Source organism: Pseudomonas sp. CFBP 13719 (assembly GCF_014842095.1).
Classification (GTDB): Bacteria; Pseudomonadota; Gammaproteobacteria; order Pseudomonadales; family Pseudomonadaceae; genus Aquipseudomonas.
Genome location: NZ_JACYVB010000004.1, coordinates 209176 through 225053 on the forward strand (window position 1 = coordinate 209176; position 15878 = coordinate 225053).

Genomic DNA, 15878 nt, shown 5'->3' on the forward strand with positions numbered 1-15878 from the left:
CTGGGGCCGGCGCAGGGTCAGGCGGACGCGGCGTCGTAGAACAGGTCGCTGCTCTTCTGCTCGACCAGAGCCTGCTCGATGGCCGCTTGATGAACCTCGTCGGCGTGTTCTTCGCGCGCTTCTGGGGCGATCCCCAGGCGGGCGAACAACTGCATGTCCTTGTCCGCCTGCGGGTTGGCCGTGGTCAACAGCTTGTCGCCGTAGAAGATCGAGTTGGCTCCGGCCAGGAAGGCCAGGGCCTGCATCTGTTCGTTCATCGCTTCACGCCCGGCGGAGAGACGCACATGGGACTGCGGCATGAGAATGCGCGCCACGGCCAGCATGCGGATGAAATCGAACGGGTCGATGTCCTCGGCGTTTTCCAGCGGCGTGCCCGCCACTTTCACCAGCATGTTGATTGGCACCGACTCGGGGTGCTCGGGCAGGTTGGCCAACTGGATCAGCAGCCCGGCGCGGTCGTCCAGCGACTCGCCCATGCCCAGGATGCCACCAGAACAGATCTTCATGCCGGCGTCGCGCACATGGGCCAGGGTCTGCAGGCGTTCGCTGTAGGTACGGGTGGTAATGATGCTGGTGTAGAACTCCGGCGAGGTGTCCAGGTTGTGGTTGTAGTAGTCAAGGCCGGCCTGGGCCAGGGCCTTGGTCTGGTCCTCGTCCAGGCGGCCCAGGGTCATGCAGGTTTCCAGACCCAGCGCCTTGACCCCTGCAACCATCTGCAACACATACGGCATGTCCTTTGCCGAAGGGTGTTTCCAGGCCGCGCCCATGCAGAATCGCGTCGAACCGATCGCCTTGGCGCGGGCGGCTTCTTCGAGCACCTTCTGCACTTCCATCAGCTTTTCTTTTTCCAGCCCGGTGTTGTAGTGCCCCGATTGCGGGCAGTACTTGCAGTCCTCGGGGCAGGCGCCGGTCTTGATCGACAGCAGGGTCGAGACCTGGACTCGATTGGGGTCGAAATGCGCCCGGTGCACGCTTTGCGCCTGAAACAGCAGGTCGTTGAACGGCTGCACGAACAGCGCCTTGACCTCGGCCAGGGTCCAGTCGTGACGAACGGTTGCAGTTGTACTGGCGCTCATCGGCGATTCCTTGTTTATGCTGGGCGTGCGCAGGGACGCAGGAATGTCCATGGGCGCAACGCGGCTATTGAGTCGAATGCGGGCATGATTAAGGAAGCTCCATGCACTGTCAACCTCCTGCAACTGTCTCGGTTTACAAGTGGCTAAAAAACGATCAGGTATGTGTATTATGCGACGAAGCGTCGGGCAATCCCTATGCACTGTGCGAGGCCTGCGAATGCGAGCTGCCCTGGCTGGATGAGCAGTGCACGGTGTGTGCGCTGCCGCTGGCGATGAGCGGGTTCACCTGCGCTCCCTGCCGGCGCCGGCCTCCGGCCTTCGAGAAGGTGGAAACGCCCTGGCACTACGGTTTCCCCATCGACAGCCTTATCACGCGTTTCAAGCACAACAGCCAGTGGCCCTACGGACGTTTGCTGGCCGAGTTGACCAGCCACTGGCTCGACCACCGCTTCAACGAAGGATTGCCGCGCCCGCAGTTGCTGATCCCGGTGCCCATGGGGCGCAAACGCCTGCGCAGGCGCGGTTTCAACCAGGCTGAAATGCTCGCTCGATGGTTGTCCAAGGCACTGCAGATCGACTGCGATTCGACCCTCGTGCAACGACCGCGCGAAACCCAGGCGCAGCAGGAGTTGGGCGCCAGGGCGCGGCTGCACAACTTGCAACAGGCTTTCTCCCTGTTGCCCGATGCGCGGTTGGAGGGGCTGCACGTGGCTCTGGTCGACGATGTGATGACCACCGGCGCCACCGCGCAGGCCCTGGCCACGCTGCTTCGCGAGGGCGGCGCCGCGCGGGTCGACGTCTACTGTCTGGCGCGTACGGCCAAGCCCGAGTAGCCTTGGCCCATGACCTTGCCCCCCTTGCTGGCCCAGTACATCGCACGTCGCCCACACCGCATCGAACTGCTGCGTCATATCGCCGAGCAGGGTTCGATCACCCGCGCCGCCAAGGCGGCCGGGCTGAGCTACAAGGGCGCCTGGGACGCCATCGACGAACTCAACAACCTGGCCCACACGCCACTGGTCGAGCGAGTCGTGGGCGGCAAAGGCGGCGGTGGCACGCGCTTGTCCGCGGAAGGGCAGCGCATGCTGCGCCTCTACCAGAAGCTCCAGGCCTTGCAGGCGCAAGTGCTCGAAGCCGCCGAGGACGCCGGCGACCTCGACCTGCTGGGCCGGCTCATGCTGCGCACCAGTGCCCGCAATCAACTGCATGGCCGCGTGACTGCCATCGACGCCTCGGGCCGCAACGACCAGATCACCCTCGATCTGGGCGCCGGGCTGAGCTTGCGCGCGCAGATCACTCACGACAGCACGCAGACGTTGACGCTCGCGCCTGGAGCGGTGGTGGTGGCGCTGGTCAAAGCCGGTTGGCTCTGCGTGTTGCCCTTGGACGCTGTCGGCATACCCGGCCATAACTGTTTGCAGGGCGTCATGGAGCAGATCCTGCTGGACACTCAGGGGCCTTGTGAAATGCGTATCGGCCTGGCGAACGGCCAAACCCTGTGCGCGTTGTCCGAGCACTGCTCGATGCGTGAGGGCGACTCGGTCAATGTATGGCTCGATCCTGCCAACGTGCTGCTCGGTACCCCGCTTTAACCAGCGTCATACCCCGCCGAATTCCGTTGATCCCCCTCTTTCAGCTAGCCAGCCAGCGGCTGCCGCGGCACCACCTGACGGCCACCGACTGGCGCCGTGCGGCTATTGACTTTGCCCAGGCGTAAACGTATGTTTCAAACAGCCGTTTGATAGCGACAACCTGTCGCAGGTCGAACCCACCGGAATTCATCAGCAGAGGTTCATTGCTATGCCTGATTACAAGGCCCCCTTGCGTGATATTCGCTTCGTCCGCGACGAGTTGCTCGGCTACGAAGCGCACTATCAAAGCCTGCCCGGCTGCCAGGATGCGACCCCGGACATGGTCGATGCCATCCTCGAAGAAGGCGCCAAGTTCTGCGAACAGGTACTGGCTCCGCTGAACCGTGTGGGCGACATCGAAGGCTGCACCTGGAGCGAAGACGGCGTGAAGACGCCGACCGGCTTCAAGCAGGCCTACAAACAGTTCGTCGAAGGCGGCTGGCCAAGCCTGGCCCACGACGTCGAACACGGTGGCCAGGGCCTGCCCGAATCCCTCGGCCTGGCGGTGAGCGAGATGATCGGCAGCGCCAACTGGTCGTGGGGCATGTACCCCGGCCTGTCCCATGGCGCCATGAACACCATTTCCGCCCACGGTACCCCCGAGCAGCAAGAGGCCTACCTGACCAAGCTGGTGTCCGGCGAGTGGACCGGCACCATGTGCCTGACCGAACCGCACTGCGGCACCGACCTGGGCATGCTGCGCACCAAGGCCGAACCGAAGGCCGACGGCAGTTATGCGATCAGCGGCACGAAGATCTTCATTTCCGCCGGCGAACACGACATGGCCGACAACATCGTGCACATCGTGCTGGCACGTCTGCCCGATGCACCGGCCGGCACCAAGGGCATCTCACTGTTCATCGTGCCCAAGTTCCTGCCCGACAGCGATGGCGCGATCGGCGCGCGCAATGCGGTGAGCTGTGGCTCGCTGGAACACAAGATGGGCATTCACGGCAACGCTACCTGCGTGATGAACTTCGACAGCGCCACCGGTTATCTCATCGGCCCCGCCAACAAGGGCCTGAACTGCATGTTCACCTTCATGAACACGGCACGCCTGGGCACCGCCCTGCAGGGTCTGGCCCATGCCGAAGTCGCGTTCCAGGGTGGCCTGCGCTATGCCCGCGATCGCCTGCAGATGCGCTCGCTGACCGGTCCCAAGGCGCCCGAAAAGGCTGCCGACCCGATCATCGTGCACCCGGACGTACGGCGCATGCTGCTGACCATCAAGGCCTTCGCCGAAGGCACGCGGGCCATGGTCTATTTCACTGCCAAGCTGGTGGACGTGCTCAAGTTCAGCCAGGACGAGGAAGAGCGCAAGCGCGCCGATGCCCTGCTTGCCTTCATGACACCGATCGCCAAGGCATTCATGACCGAAGTCGGTTTCGAGGCCGCCAACCACGGCGTGCAGATCTACGGCGGGCACGGTTTCATTGCCGAGTGGGGCATGGAGCAGAACGTGCGCGACAGCCGCATTTCCATGCTGTACGAAGGCACCACCGGCATCCAGGCACTCGACCTGCTGGGGCGCAAGGTGCTCATGACCCAGGGCGAGGCACTCAAGGGCTTCACCCGCATCGTGCACAAGTTCTGCCAGGCCAACGAAGGCAACGAAGCCGTTGCCGAGTTCGTTACACCCTTGGCGCAGTTGAACAAGGAGTGGGGCGAGCTGACCATGAAGGTCGGCATGGCCGCCATGAAGGATCGCGAAGAAGTCGGCGCAGCCTCGGTCGATTACGTGATGTATTCGGGTTACGCCTGCCTGGCCTATTTCTGGGCCGACATGGCTCGTGTGGCAGCGCAAAAGCTGGCTGAAGGCACGGGCGATGCCGCGTTCTACACGGCCAAGCTGCAGACGGCGCGCTTCTACTTCCAGCGCATTCTGCCGCGCACCCGCACTCACGTTGCCGCCATGCTCTCGGGCGCGGCCAACCTGATGGACATGGACGAAGCGCACTTCGGCCTGTCCTACTGACAGGTACGCCAACCAGCCGGGCGGCGCGCGTCTTGCCGAGCGCGCCACCCGGCTTTCGAACCTCAGCCCTCGAATTTCTGCGAGTCAGCCATGGCGGATTACAAAGCTCCCCTGCGCGATATGCGCTTTGTCCTGAACGAAGTATTCGACGTTGCCAGCCACTGGGCGCAGCTGCCGGGCCTGGCCGACAGCGTCGATGTCGACACCATGGAGGCCATTCTCGAGGAGGCCGGCAAGGTCACCGCCCAGGCCATCGCGCCCTTGAGCCGAGCGGCCGACGAAGAGGGCTGCCATTGGCGCGATACTGCGGTGACCACCCCGGCCGGGTTCATTCAGGCCTACCAGACCTACGCCGAGGGTGGCTGGGTCGGCGTGGGCGGCGAGCCTGCCCACGGTGGCATGGGCATGCCCAAGGTGATTTCGGCGCAGGTCGAGGAGATGGTCAACTCGGCCAGCCTGGCGTTCGGCCTGTACCCGATGCTGACTGCAGGTGCCTGCCTGTCCATCAACGCCCATGCCAGTGAAGAGCTGAAACGCACGTACCTGCCCAAGATGTATGCCGGAACCTGGGCCGGCTCCATGTGCCTGACCGAAGCCCATGCGGGCACCGACCTCGGCCTGATTCGCACACGCGCCGAACCGCAGGCCGACGGCAGCTACAAGGTCAGCGGGACGAAGATCTTCATCACCGGCGGCGAGCACGACCTGACCGAGAACATCATCCATCTGGTGTTGGCCAAGCTCCCCGACGCACCGCCAGGCCCCAAGGGTATCTCGCTGCTGCTGGTGCCCAAGTTCATGGTCGATGCCGACGGCAACCTGGGCGCGCGCAACGCGGTGTCCTGCGGTTCCATCGAACACAAGATGGGCATCCAGGCGTCGGCCACCTGCGTGATGAACTTCGATGGCGCCACCGGTTACCTGGTCGGCGAGGCCAACAAGGGGCTGGCGGCCATGTTCACCATGATGAACTACGAGCGTCTGGGCGTAGGCATTCAGGGCCTGGCGTCGGCCGAGCGTTCCTATCAGAACGCTGTGGAGTACGCCCGTGACCGGCTGCAGAGCCGTTCGCCCACCGGGGCCATGCAGGCCGACAAGATGGCCGACCCGATCATCGTCCACCCGGACGTGCGCCGCATGCTGCTGACCATGAAAGCCTGCAACGAAGGCGGACGGGCGTTCTCCACCTACGTGGCGCTGCAGCTGGACACCGCCAAGTACAGCGAGGAGCCGGCCACGCGCAAGCGCGCCGAAGACATGGTGGCCTTGCTGACACCGGTGGCCAAGGCGTTCCTCACTGACCTGGGCCTGGAAACCACGGTGCATGGCCAGCAGGTATTCGGTGGCCACGGCTATATTCGCGAATGGGGCCAGGAGCAGTTGGTCCGCGATGTGCGCATCACCCAGATCTACGAGGGCACCAACGGCATCCAGGCGCTGGACCTGATGGGCCGCAAGGTGGTGGGCAACGGCGGTGCGTTCTATCAGCTTTTTTCCGACGAGGTGCGTGGCTACGCCGCCGATGCCGACGCCGGGTTGCAGGAGTTCACCCAGCCGCTGATCCACGCGCTGGACCGTTTGGATGCGCTGACTGCCGGGGTTCTGGACCGCGCCGCGAACGACCCGCGCGAGATCGGCGCCGCGTCGGTCGAGTACCTGCAAGCCTTTGGCTACACCGCCTATGCCTACATGTGGACAAGGATGGCCGCTGCTGCGCTGGGCCGGCAGGACGAGGCGTTCTATGCCAGCAAACTGGGCACTGCGCGCTTTTATTTCGCCCGGTTGCTGCCGCGGATCCACTCGTTGGCGGCTGCCGTCGATGCTGGCAGCGCGTCGCTGTTTCTGTTGGGTGAGGAGCAATTCTGACGGTGTAAGCTTTGGCTTACATCACGTGGTGTCTTTGAGCTATATCCGTAGATTGGATCCACAGTTAATCTTCACTCCAAGGACGTTGCGCAGGATGCGCCTAGATATAACAGGGACACGTAGGATTTCTGCCAGGACGGCGGACGGAAATGGATGTCATGGGAAACAGTCTGCAAAACCCCGCTTCGGCGGGGTTTTCTTTTTTCCGATCCCGAATAATTTCCCCTGTAGCAGCGGCGCAAGCCGCGTCACCGACTGCGCGGTACATCTGACCCACTGCATCAAGGCCGGACGCGGCTCGCGCCGCTGCTACAGGGTTGCGCAAGCCAGTCGTGAAGGTTCGCGTCCCGTGTAGCAGCGGCGCGAGCCGCGTCACCAACGACGCGATCCACCTGACACCCCGCATCACCGCCCGACGCGGCTCTCGCACGCCCTGTAGCAGCGGCGCGTCAGGTCATGGTTTCGCTGGCGGCTTGAGCAGCGCTTCTGCCGCCTTGGCCAGGTCCGGCGGGAGGAAATCCCGATCCGGGTTGTAGTCGGCCTTGAGGAAGCGCGTCAGGTCCTGCAGGTCGCCGGGGCTGAGAATGCCCGCGGCCTGCTTGAGGCGCAGGTTGTCGAGGATGTAGTCGTAGCGGGTGTTATTGTAGTCGCGCACCGAGCTGTATAGCTGACGCTGCGCATCGAGCACGTCGACGATGTTGCGCGTTCCCACCTGATAGCCGATTTCCGTGGCCAGCACCGAGCTCTGGTTGGAGATGATCGACTGCTTGCGCGCCTGCACCTGCTCGACATCGGTATTCACCGCACGGTGCAGGTTGCGGGTGTTCTCCACTACTTGTCGACGCAGGCTTTCACGCTGCTGCTCACTTTGCGTAAGCCGTGCATAGGCCTCACGGACCTGCGAACTGGTCAGGCCGCCGCTGTAGATCGGAATGTTCAACTGCACCCCAATGCTGCGCTGCGACACATCGCTGCCATAGCTCACGCCCGGCAGGTTGGACGGATTGCTGAAACCCAGATTGTCGTTGTCGCCCTTCTGGTATTGCGCCACCGCATCTACCGTGGGCGCATGCCCGGCCTTGCGCTGGCGCAAGGTCTGCTCGGCAGCTTCCACGGCGTAGTTGCTGGCCAGTAGATCGAGGTTCTGCCGGGAAGCGGTGTCGACCCACGCGCTCGCGTCGTTGGGCATCGGCGCCAGCACCGGCAAGGTGTGAACGATGCCCTGGATCGAATTGTATTCGCGGTTGGTCAGCGTGATCAGGGCCTGGAAGGCGTCGTCGACCTGTCGCTGGGCGATGATTCGATTGGCCCGGGCAGTGTCGTAGCTGGCCTGGGATTGCAGGGTGTCGGTCTTGTCGGAAAGACCGACGTTGAAACGCTCCTGCGACTGATCGAGCTGGCGCCGGAAAGCATTCTCTTCGGCACGCGCGGTGGCCAGATTGTCCTGCGCGCGCAGCACCGAGAAATAGGCCTGGGCACTCTGCAGAATGAGATTCTGCTCGGTGGCCGACAGCTGCACGGCCGCCTGCTCGTCGACCGCCTTGGCGGCCTTGAGCTGGAACCAGCGGTCGGCGCGGAACAGCGGCTGGCTCAACTGCGCCCGGTAGGAATTGCCGCTGCGGTTGTACACCGCCGAAGGCTGGTCCAGCGCCGTGCGGGTATCGTTGATGTCATAGCCCGCCGACAGGTTGGGCAGCAAACCGGCCCGCGCCTGCGGCACGATTTCGCTTTGCGCGGCGTAGTCGGCACGCGAAGCGGCCAGGTCGGCGTTGTTCAGCACCGCTTCCTGATAGACGCTGACCAGATCGGTCATGCTCGCCAGCGGTGCCTGCTGCGCTTGGGCCATGCCTGGGATGGCACCGGACACGGCCAGGGCGAGGGCCGTTGCCGAGGGAAATCTACTGCGCAGCATGGGGCAATCCTTGGTCTGAAAGCTGGGTCTGGGCGTCAGCTGTGAAAAGAGGCGTGGGGCAGGGCGAGTGTAGAGCGCGGCGCGCCGCACAACAATCCGGCGCAACGGCCAATATCAAGACCTGCAGGCGGAGTTGGCGTTCCGTGTGCGGGCCGTCTATGCTGTGCACGTTCTTGTCGGGGTGCCTTGCTATGAGGCTGAGATCGGATAATCCGGATCCCGTTGAACCTGATCAGGTTAACGCCTGCGTAGGGAACAAGATTTCTCGTCCTTTCGGCGAGTCCTCTTGTGCTTCGTCCGGGGTCTCGCGCATTTTCTGCACAGCACCTCGCGTACAAGCACAGCATCCGTTCACAGGATGCATCCGTGCCTTTCAGGTTCGCTCCGACATTCCCGTGATGGATGCCGTCTGGAGAGCCTGTGATGAATACAAAAGCAAAAAACACCGTGCATTTGAGCGAATCGGCCCAAGTCGATTCCGGCTCCGTGCAGCCCTTCACCCGTTCACGCAAGATCTACGTTCAGGGCTCGCGTGCGGACATCCGCGTGCCGATGCGCGAGATCAGCCTGGATGTCACGCCCACCGACTTCTCGACCGGCAACGGCGCGGGCGAGATCAACCCGCCGGTGACCGTCTACGACACGTCGGGCCCCTACACCGACCCCGGCGTCGTCATCGACGTACGCAAGGGCCTGGCTGACATACGTTCGGCCTGGATCGACGACCGCGGCGACACCGAGCGCCTGGCCGGCCTGAGCTCCAACTTCGGCCAGCAACGCCTGAGCGACGACGAACTGACCAAACTGCGCTTCGCCCATGTGCGCAACCCGCGCCGCGCCAAGGCCGGCGCCAACGTCAGCCAGATGCACTATGCCCGCCAGGGCATCATCACCGCCGAAATGGAATACGTCGCCATCCGCGAGAACATGAAGCTGGCCGAGGCGCGCGCTGCCGGCCTGCTCAAGGACCAGCACAAGGGCCACAGCTTCGGCGCCAGCATCCCCCGGGAGATCACCGCCGAATTCGTGCGCGACGAGATCGCCCGCGGCCGCGCCATCATTCCGGCCAACATCAACCACACCGAACTCGAGCCGATGATCATCGGCCGCAACTTCCTGGTGAAGATCAACGGCAACATCGGCAACAGCGCGCTGGGTTCCTCCATCGAGGAAGAAGTGGCCAAGCTCACCTGGGGCATTCGCTGGGGCTCGGACACGGTGATGGACCTGTCCACCGGCAAGCACATCCACGAGACCCGCGAGTGGATCATCCGCAACTCGCCCGTGCCGATCGGCACCGTACCCATCTATCAGGCCCTGGAAAAGGTCGGCGGCGCGGCTGAGGACCTGACCTGGGAGCTGTTCCGCGACACCCTGATCGAACAGGCCGAGCAGGGCGTCGACTACTTCACCATTCATGCCGGCGTGCTGTTGCGCTATGTACCGCTGACGGCCAAACGGGTCACCGGCATCGTCAGTCGCGGCGGGTCGATCATGGCCAAGTGGTGCCTGGCGCATCACAAGGAAAACTTCCTGTACACGCACTTCGACGAGATCTGCGAGATCATGAAGGCCTACGACGTCAGCTTTTCCCTGGGCGACGGCCTGCGTCCCGGGTCGATCGCCGACGCCAACGACGAAGCCCAGTTCGGCGAACTGGAAACCCTCGGCGAGCTGACCAAGATCGCCTGGAAGCACGACGTGCAGTGCATGATCGAAGGTCCGGGGCATGTGCCGATGCAGCTGATCAAGGAGAACATGGACAAGCAGCTGGAGTGCTGCGACGAAGCGCCGTTCTACACCCTGGGCCCACTGACCACCGACATTGCGCCGGGCTACGACCACATCACCTCGGGCATCGGTGCCGCGATGATCGGCTGGTTCGGCTGCGCCATGCTCTGCTACGTGACGCCTAAAGAGCACCTCGGGTTGCCGAACAAGGATGACGTGAAGACCGGCATCATCACCTACAAGATTGCCGCCCATGCCGCCGACCTGGCCAAGGGACACCCGGGCGCGCAGATCCGCGACAACGCCTTGAGCAAGGCGCGCTTCGAGTTTCGCTGGGAAGACCAGTTCAACCTGGGGCTGGACCCAGACACCGCGCGCGCCTACCACGACGAAACCCTGCCCAAGGATTCGGCCAAGGTCGCGCATTTCTGCTCGATGTGCGGCCCGAAGTTCTGCTCGATGAAAATCACCCAGGAAGTGCGCGAGTACGCGGCCAACCAGAAGATCGAAGCCGTCGACCTGAGCGTGGAAGAGGGCATGCGCGAGCAGGCGCAGCGCTTCAAGCAGGAAGGCAGCCAGCTGTACCAAAAGGTCTAGTCAGTATCTTCGGTGGTACGGCCTTCGCGGCCACAGACCGCTCCCACAGGATCGCGATCCCTGTGGGAGCGGTCATCGGCCGCGAAAGCCGCACCGCGTTCGACCTGACTCTCTGCCAATGCCCCAATAACCTTCGACCCATTTCCACTCGAGCCCATCCATTGAAAACCTCCTATTCTCCCGATACTGCGGTGTCCGCCGCCCAGCGCGTGCTGGGCGGGCGCGACCTGTTCTCCCTGTGGTTTTCCCTGGGCGTGGGCCTCATGGTGCTGCAGACCGGCGCCCTGCTGGCGCCTGGACTGGGCCTCGCCGGCGCACTGGCGGCGATCTTCCTGGGCACCCTGGTGGGGGTCTTGCTGCTCGCCTCGGTCGGCGTCATCGGCAGCGACACCGGACTCTCCGCCATGGCGGCCCTGCGCCTGACCCTGGGCCGGGGCGCCGGCAGCGTTCCGGCCTTGCTCAACCTGCTGCAACTGATCGGCTGGGGTTCGTTCGAGATCATCGTCATGCGCGATGCCGCCAGCCTGCTGGGCACGCGCGCGTTCGGTGAGGACAGCCTGGGCAGCAACCCCTGGCTGTGGACGCTGTTCTTCGGCGGTCTGGCGACACTGCTGGCGGTCACCGGGCCGCTGACCTTCGTGCGCAAGGTGCTGCGCAAATGGGGCATCTGGCTGCTGTTGGCGGCGTGCCTGTGGCTGACCTGGAACCTGTTCGCCAAAGCCGACCTGAAGACCCTGTGGAACACCGCTGGCGACGGTTCCATGGACCTGGCCACGGGCTTCGACATCGCCATCGCCATGCCCTTGTCGTGGCTGCCGCTGATTGCCGACTATTCACGCTTCGGCAAGCGCGCCAGAAACGTGTTCGGCGGAACCGCCGTGGGTTTCTTCATCGGCAACTTCTGGTTGATGAGCCTGGGCGTCGCCTACACCCTGGCGTTCGCGCCAAGCGGCGAAGTCAATGCGCTGCTGCTGCCGTTGGCTGGGGCCGGCCTGGGCATACCGCTGCTGTTGATATTGTTGGACGAGTCGGAGAACGCCTTCGCCGATATCCATTCGGCAGCCGTATCGACCAGCTTGCTGTCGGGGCTCAAGGTCGAACACCTGGCCCTGGCCATCGGTATCATCTGCACGCTGATCGCCTGCCTGGCACCGCTGGCGCAGTACCAGAACTTCCTGCTGCTGATTGGCTCGGTATTCGCGCCGCTGTTCGGCGTGGTGCTGATGGACCACTTCGTGCTGCGCAAGCGTTCGGCCCAGGTCGAACCGCGCGCCATGCACTGGAGTGCACTGCTGGCCTGGCTTGGCGGCGTGTGCCTGTACCATGGGCTGGCCAATCTGTACCCGCAGATCGGCGCAACCCTGCCAGCGCTGCTGGTGGCAGGGTTGCTGTACTACCTGATCGAGCGAGCGCTCAACCGCGACCCGGGAACAGCTCGGGCTTGATCACGCCATTGAGGCGCGGGTAGGCAATCTTCACTTCCGGGTGGCCCATTGCGTAGGGGGCGATGCTGTACACGTTGTACTTGAGCACCACGCCCCCATAGGTGAGCGCAATGTTCGGCGTTTGCTGGAAGGGCCACTGGCGAATGAACTCGGCGTCCTTGTCCAGTTTGCTGGCGACCAGCCAGCCGCGGTGGGCTTCTTCGGCGGCCTGCCAGAACGCTCGCTCCTGGCCTGGGATCAGCATGTCCTGCAGGGTCAGCTCGCGGTGCTCGCGACGCGACCAGTTGATGAAGCCGCGCCCGGGCATGCCATGGGCGCCGCCGGTCATGGCGTAGCTGGACAGCTCGACTACAACAATGCCGTCATGCTGTTCGCGTACCTTGGCTTGCAGGTAGCTGCTGTAGCGTGGCTGGGCCTCGCGCATGAATTGCTCTTCGTAGGCCTTCAGGGTCGCCGGCACGCGGGCGTCGGGGGTGTTGACGGTCATCTCGCGCAAGCGCTTGTCGATGGCTGCATCCAGGCCCGGCTCGTCGGGAAAGTGCACCACGTCGATGTTCACCAGCGGGCAATCCTGATTGTCGCAGCCAGGCTTGAGGTGCTCGAAAGCCTCGCGCTTGGTGTCCAGCGGCGCCCGGTAGTTGGGCTGGAAGACACTGGAGCAGGCACCCAGGGTGAGGGCGACGCAGGCCACGGAGGCGAACTTGAGAAACGACATGAGGGTCCTTGGCGGGTAATGGAATTATCGTGGTTGGACTGCCGGTCGAACCGTCGGTTCGCCAGCTGCGCAATCTTAATGCCTGCTCGCTCAACCGCCTATCCCGAGGCTTGCGGCTTCACCTCAAAGGGGGCTGCAATACAGGCGCATCGCGGTTAGGATGGCCCCATGCTGCATGCACGAGTAAGAGGTTTTTCCATGTCAGATTCATCCCGGTCGATGCCTACAGCGGTCGAAATCGACAAGCGCGAGCTCTGCTTCCAGGGCTTCTACAAACTGGACAAGTTGTTCCTGCGCCACGAGCTGTTCAACGGTGGCATGAGCAAGCAGATCAGCCGCGAATTGTTCGTGCGCCATGATGCCGTGTGCGTGTTGCCCTACGACGCCGCTCGCGACGAACTGGTGCTCATCGAGCAGTTCCGGGTCGGCGCGGTGGGCAAGGTCGACAACCCCTGGCTGATCGAAATGGTTGCCGGGCTGATCGACAAGGACGAGCTGCCCGAGGAAGTCGCGCACCGCGAGGCCGATGAGGAAGCCGGCCTGCAGATTCAAGCGCTGTGGCCGATCAGCAAGTACTTCCCGTCTCCCGGTGGCAGCGACGAGTATGTGCACCTCTACCTGGGCCGCTGCAGCAGCGAGGGCGCGGGTGGCCTGCATGGCCTGGAAGAAGAGGGCGAGGACATCCGCGTCAGGGTCTGGGCATTCGACGATGCCCTGCAGGCCGTGCGCGATGGTCGAATCATCAACGCGGCAGCGATCATCGCCATTCAATGGCTGGCCCTGAACCGCGACGAAGTCAGGGGGCTGTGGTCGTGAGTCCGTTGCGCGAGCGCTACCGCGTCGACCTGGTCGGCCTGCAGGCGGCCTGCGAAGCCAATTATGCGCGGCTCATGCGCCTGCTGCCGGACATGCGCAGCCAGCAGTTGTCACGTCGCATCGCCATGACCCAGGCCGACCAGATGCTCGGTGTGCTGACGCTGGAGGTGCTGCTGGCCTGTCCATACACCACAACCCTGCGCGTACGCCAGGAGCACAGCCTGCCATGGCTGCCGGTGCCGCAGATGGAAGTGCAGGTGTACCACGATGCGCGCATGGCCGAAGTCGTCAGTGCCGAACACGCCCGACGGTTCCGCAGCGTCTACCCCTATCCCAACGCGGCCATGCACCAGCCTGACGAAAAGGCCCAGCTCAACCTGTTCCTGGGTGAGTGGCTGAGTCACTGCCTGGCCTGTGGCCACGAGTACGAAGCGGTACGCTGAGCATCGCCCTGCACGAACGCCGCACGTCGCATTGCCCTTGTCATCCAGGCTGCGCATAATTTGCCGGTTGCCCCTTTCGCCTGGAGACGGTCTTGCCGAGCCTATCTGATCCCACTGTCGATGCCCCGGTGCTGCTCGTGCAGCTTTCGGACAGTCATCTGGTGGCCGAAGCCGACGGCGCCATGTTCGGCGTGAACACGCGCCAAAGTCTGGCGCATGTGATCAGGCAGGTGCTCATGGAACAGCCACGCATCGACTTGCTGGTCGCCACCGGTGACCTGTCCCAGGACGGCACGCTGGCGTCGTACCAGGCGTTCGCGCAGGCCACCCAGGTCATTTGCGCACCGGCGCGCTGGCTGCCCGGCAACCATGACCAGCCTGCGCTCATGCAGCAGGCCGCCCAAGGCACCCAGTGGCTGGAGCCTGTGGCGGACGTGGGCGCCTGGCGGGTGACGCTGCTCGATTCGACCATCGCTGGTTCGGCAGCCGGCTATCTGGCCGACGACCAGTTGCAGTTGCTCGAGCGGGCGCTCGTTGAAGCACCGCACAAGCATCATCTGGTGTGTCTGCACCACCATCCGGTTGCGATCGGCAGCCAATGGATAGAGCCCATCGGGCTGCGCAACGCTGAGGCCCTGTTCGAGCTACTCGCGCGTTTCCCTCAGGCGCGGGGCATGCTCTGGGGGCATGTGCATCAGGAAGTCGACCGTCACGCCCATGGCTTGCGCCTGCTGGCGTCGCCGTCCACGGGCATTCAGTTTCTGCCAGGCAGCAAGGATTTCGCCCTGGACGACCGAGCGCCGGGCTACCGCTGGCTGCGGCTGATGCCCGATGGGCAGATCGAGACCGGCGTGTCGCGGCTGGCAAACTTCACCTTTACCCCCGACCTGAACGCCGCGGGTTATTGACTCAGAGGCGGTAGCGCGGCCTTCGCGGGCAGAGCCCGCTCCCACAGGGTTTCGTGCCAGGATTGCGGCTTGCCCATATACCGACGCAGCAACACCCCAACTGCACCCCCGACAAGGTAAACTGCGCGCCATCTCTATGCCCGGAGGCCCCCATGCCCGGTTCGATCCTTTACATTCACGGTCTGAACAGTTCGCCGGATTCGCAGAAAGCCCGCCAGCTGAGCGCGCTGATGCAACGCATCGGCCTGGCCGACCAGCTTCGTGCGCCGGCGCTGCACCACCATCCGCGCCAGGCCATTGCCCAGCTGGAAGCCGCACTGGCGGAGCTCGACGCGCCATTGCTGGTGGGAAGCTCCCTCGGCGGCTACTATGCGACGCACATGGCCAAGCGCTTCGGGCTCAAAGCATTGTTGATCAACCCGGTGGTCAATCCGCACCGTCTGTTCGATGGCTACCTGGGGATGCAGACCAACCACTACACGGGCGAAAGCTGGCAATTGACCCGCGACCACGTCACGGCGCTGGCCGAGCTGGAAGTGCCGGCGCCTACCGATCCCGAACGGCTTCAAGTATGGCTGCAGACCGGCGACGAAACCCTTGACTATCGCCAGGCGGCGGTCTTCTACCAAGCCTGCAGCGTACACATCGAAAACGGCGGCGATCACGGCTTCCAAGGCTTTGCGCAAAAGTTGCCAGCGCTGCTGGCATTCGCCGGCATCGACGCGGCGCGTTACCAGGCCGTCGATTTTGCCCAGCTTTGATC

13 protein-coding genes and 1 riboswitch are annotated in these 15878 nt (G+C 63.8%); of the genes, 10 read left to right on the forward strand and 3 right to left on the reverse strand.

What is annotated here, in order from left to right; all coding sequences use genetic code 11:
• Positions 1–17: 17 nt before the first annotated feature.
• On the reverse strand, positions 18–1076 hold the full coding sequence (bioB, locus tag IFT57_RS15590) for a biotin synthase BioB (protein ID WP_122796552.1): 1059 nt from the start codon (positions 1074–1076) through the stop codon (positions 18–20).
• A gap of 101 nt (positions 1077–1177) precedes the next feature.
• Between bioB and IFT57_RS15595 the strand changes: the two genes are divergently transcribed.
• The 4 genes from IFT57_RS15595 to IFT57_RS15610 all read left to right on the forward strand — a co-directional run bounded on the left by IFT57_RS15595 (position 1178) and on the right by IFT57_RS15610 (position 6548).
• Positions 1178–1909, forward strand: coding sequence for a ComF family protein (locus tag IFT57_RS15595; RefSeq protein WP_192151971.1), 732 nt, complete (start codon positions 1178–1180; stop codon positions 1907–1909).
• 9 nt (positions 1910–1918) lie between these two features.
• Entirely contained in the window at positions 1919–2668 is a 750-nt protein-coding gene (locus IFT57_RS15600; protein WP_192151972.1) for a TOBE domain-containing protein, read from the forward strand.
• A 208-nt stretch (positions 2669–2876) separates the two neighbouring features.
• Positions 2877–4682: a phenylacyl-CoA dehydrogenase gene (locus IFT57_RS15605; protein WP_192151973.1), complete on the forward strand. Its 1806-nt coding sequence runs from the start codon at positions 2877–2879 to the stop codon at positions 4680–4682.
• A gap of 90 nt (positions 4683–4772) precedes the next feature.
• Positions 4773–6548: an acyl-CoA dehydrogenase C-terminal domain-containing protein gene (locus tag IFT57_RS15610; protein WP_192151974.1), complete on the forward strand. Its 1776-nt coding sequence runs from the start codon at positions 4773–4775 to the stop codon at positions 6546–6548.
• Between the two features lie 454 nt (positions 6549–7002).
• On the opposite strand, the gene IFT57_RS15615 is transcribed toward IFT57_RS15610, so the two are convergent.
• Positions 7003–8460, reverse strand: coding sequence for a TolC family outer membrane protein (locus IFT57_RS15615; RefSeq protein ID WP_192151975.1), 1458 nt, complete (start codon positions 8458–8460; stop codon positions 7003–7005).
• A gap of 167 nt (positions 8461–8627) precedes the next feature.
• Positions 8628–8732: riboswitch (TPP riboswitch) on the forward strand.
• A gap of 151 nt (positions 8733–8883) precedes the next feature.
• On the opposite strand from IFT57_RS15615, the gene thiC reads away from it, so the two are divergent.
• The gene (gene thiC / locus IFT57_RS15620) at positions 8884–10788 is read left to right on the forward strand and encodes a phosphomethylpyrimidine synthase ThiC (RefSeq protein WP_192151976.1); all 1905 of its coding nucleotides are present in this window, start codon (positions 8884–8886) and stop codon (positions 10786–10788) included.
• Between the two features lie 161 nt (positions 10789–10949).
• The gene (gene cytX, locus IFT57_RS15625; protein ID WP_192151977.1) at positions 10950–12233 is read left to right on the forward strand and encodes a putative hydroxymethylpyrimidine transporter CytX; all 1284 of its coding nucleotides are present in this window, start codon (positions 10950–10952) and stop codon (positions 12231–12233) included.
• Here the strand turns inward: cytX and IFT57_RS15630 are convergent.
• The gene (locus IFT57_RS15630; protein ID WP_192151978.1) at positions 12202–12948 is read right to left on the reverse strand and encodes an RsiV family protein; all 747 of its coding nucleotides are present in this window, start codon (positions 12946–12948) and stop codon (positions 12202–12204) included. The two genes, cytX and IFT57_RS15630, sit on opposite strands and share 32 nt — an antisense overlap.
• A gap of 198 nt (positions 12949–13146) precedes the next feature.
• Between IFT57_RS15630 and IFT57_RS15635 the strand changes: the two genes are divergently transcribed.
• The 4 genes from IFT57_RS15635 (at position 13147) to IFT57_RS15650 (ending at position 15876) form a co-directional block, all read left to right on the forward strand.
• The gene (locus IFT57_RS15635; protein ID WP_122796546.1) at positions 13147–13764 is read left to right on the forward strand and encodes an NUDIX domain-containing protein; all 618 of its coding nucleotides are present in this window, start codon (positions 13147–13149) and stop codon (positions 13762–13764) included.
• Complete coding sequence (locus IFT57_RS15640) at positions 13719–14207, forward strand: DUF1249 domain-containing protein (protein ID WP_197975833.1); 489 nt, start codon at positions 13719–13721, stop codon at positions 14205–14207. Before IFT57_RS15635 ends, IFT57_RS15640 begins: the two co-directional genes overlap by 46 nt.
• A 92-nt stretch (positions 14208–14299) precedes the next feature.
• Positions 14300–15115, forward strand: coding sequence for a 3',5'-cyclic-AMP phosphodiesterase (gene cpdA / locus IFT57_RS15645; protein ID WP_192151979.1), 816 nt, complete (start codon positions 14300–14302; stop codon positions 15113–15115).
• Positions 15116–15267: 152 nt separating this feature from the next.
• Positions 15268–15876 carry a YqiA/YcfP family alpha/beta fold hydrolase gene (locus IFT57_RS15650; protein WP_192151980.1) on the forward strand — a complete coding sequence of 203 codons (609 nt, stop codon included), beginning with the start codon at positions 15268–15270 and terminating at the stop codon, positions 15874–15876.
• The last annotated feature ends 2 nt before the right edge of the window (positions 15877–15878 follow it).

What these genes read in the sequence shown, in the direction of transcription:
- bioB (WP_122796552.1), bottom strand. Translation starts at nt 1,076, where the DNA reads ATGAGCGCCAGTACAACTGCAACCGTTCGTCACGACTGGACCCTGGCC.
- IFT57_RS15595 (WP_192151971.1), top strand. Translation starts at nt 1,178, where the DNA reads ATGCACTGTCAACCTCCTGCAACTGTCTCGGTTTACAAGTGGCTAAAA.
- IFT57_RS15600 (WP_192151972.1), top strand. Translation starts at nt 1,919, where the DNA reads ATGACCTTGCCCCCCTTGCTGGCCCAGTACATCGCACGTCGCCCACAC.
- IFT57_RS15605 (WP_192151973.1), top strand. Translation starts at nt 2,877, where the DNA reads ATGCCTGATTACAAGGCCCCCTTGCGTGATATTCGCTTCGTCCGCGAC.
- IFT57_RS15610 (WP_192151974.1), top strand. Translation starts at nt 4,773, where the DNA reads ATGGCGGATTACAAAGCTCCCCTGCGCGATATGCGCTTTGTCCTGAAC.
- IFT57_RS15615 (WP_192151975.1), bottom strand. Translation starts at nt 8,460, where the DNA reads ATGCTGCGCAGTAGATTTCCCTCGGCAACGGCCCTCGCCCTGGCCGTG.
- thiC (WP_192151976.1), top strand. Translation starts at nt 8,884, where the DNA reads ATGAATACAAAAGCAAAAAACACCGTGCATTTGAGCGAATCGGCCCAA.
- IFT57_RS15630 (WP_192151978.1), bottom strand. Translation starts at nt 12,948, where the DNA reads ATGTCGTTTCTCAAGTTCGCCTCCGTGGCCTGCGTCGCCCTCACCCTG.
- IFT57_RS15635 (WP_122796546.1), top strand. Translation starts at nt 13,147, where the DNA reads ATGTCAGATTCATCCCGGTCGATGCCTACAGCGGTCGAAATCGACAAG.
- IFT57_RS15640 (WP_197975833.1), top strand. Translation starts at nt 13,719, where the DNA reads ATGGCTGGCCCTGAACCGCGACGAAGTCAGGGGGCTGTGGTCGTGAGT.
- IFT57_RS15650 (WP_192151980.1), top strand. Translation starts at nt 15,268, where the DNA reads ATGCCCGGTTCGATCCTTTACATTCACGGTCTGAACAGTTCGCCGGAT.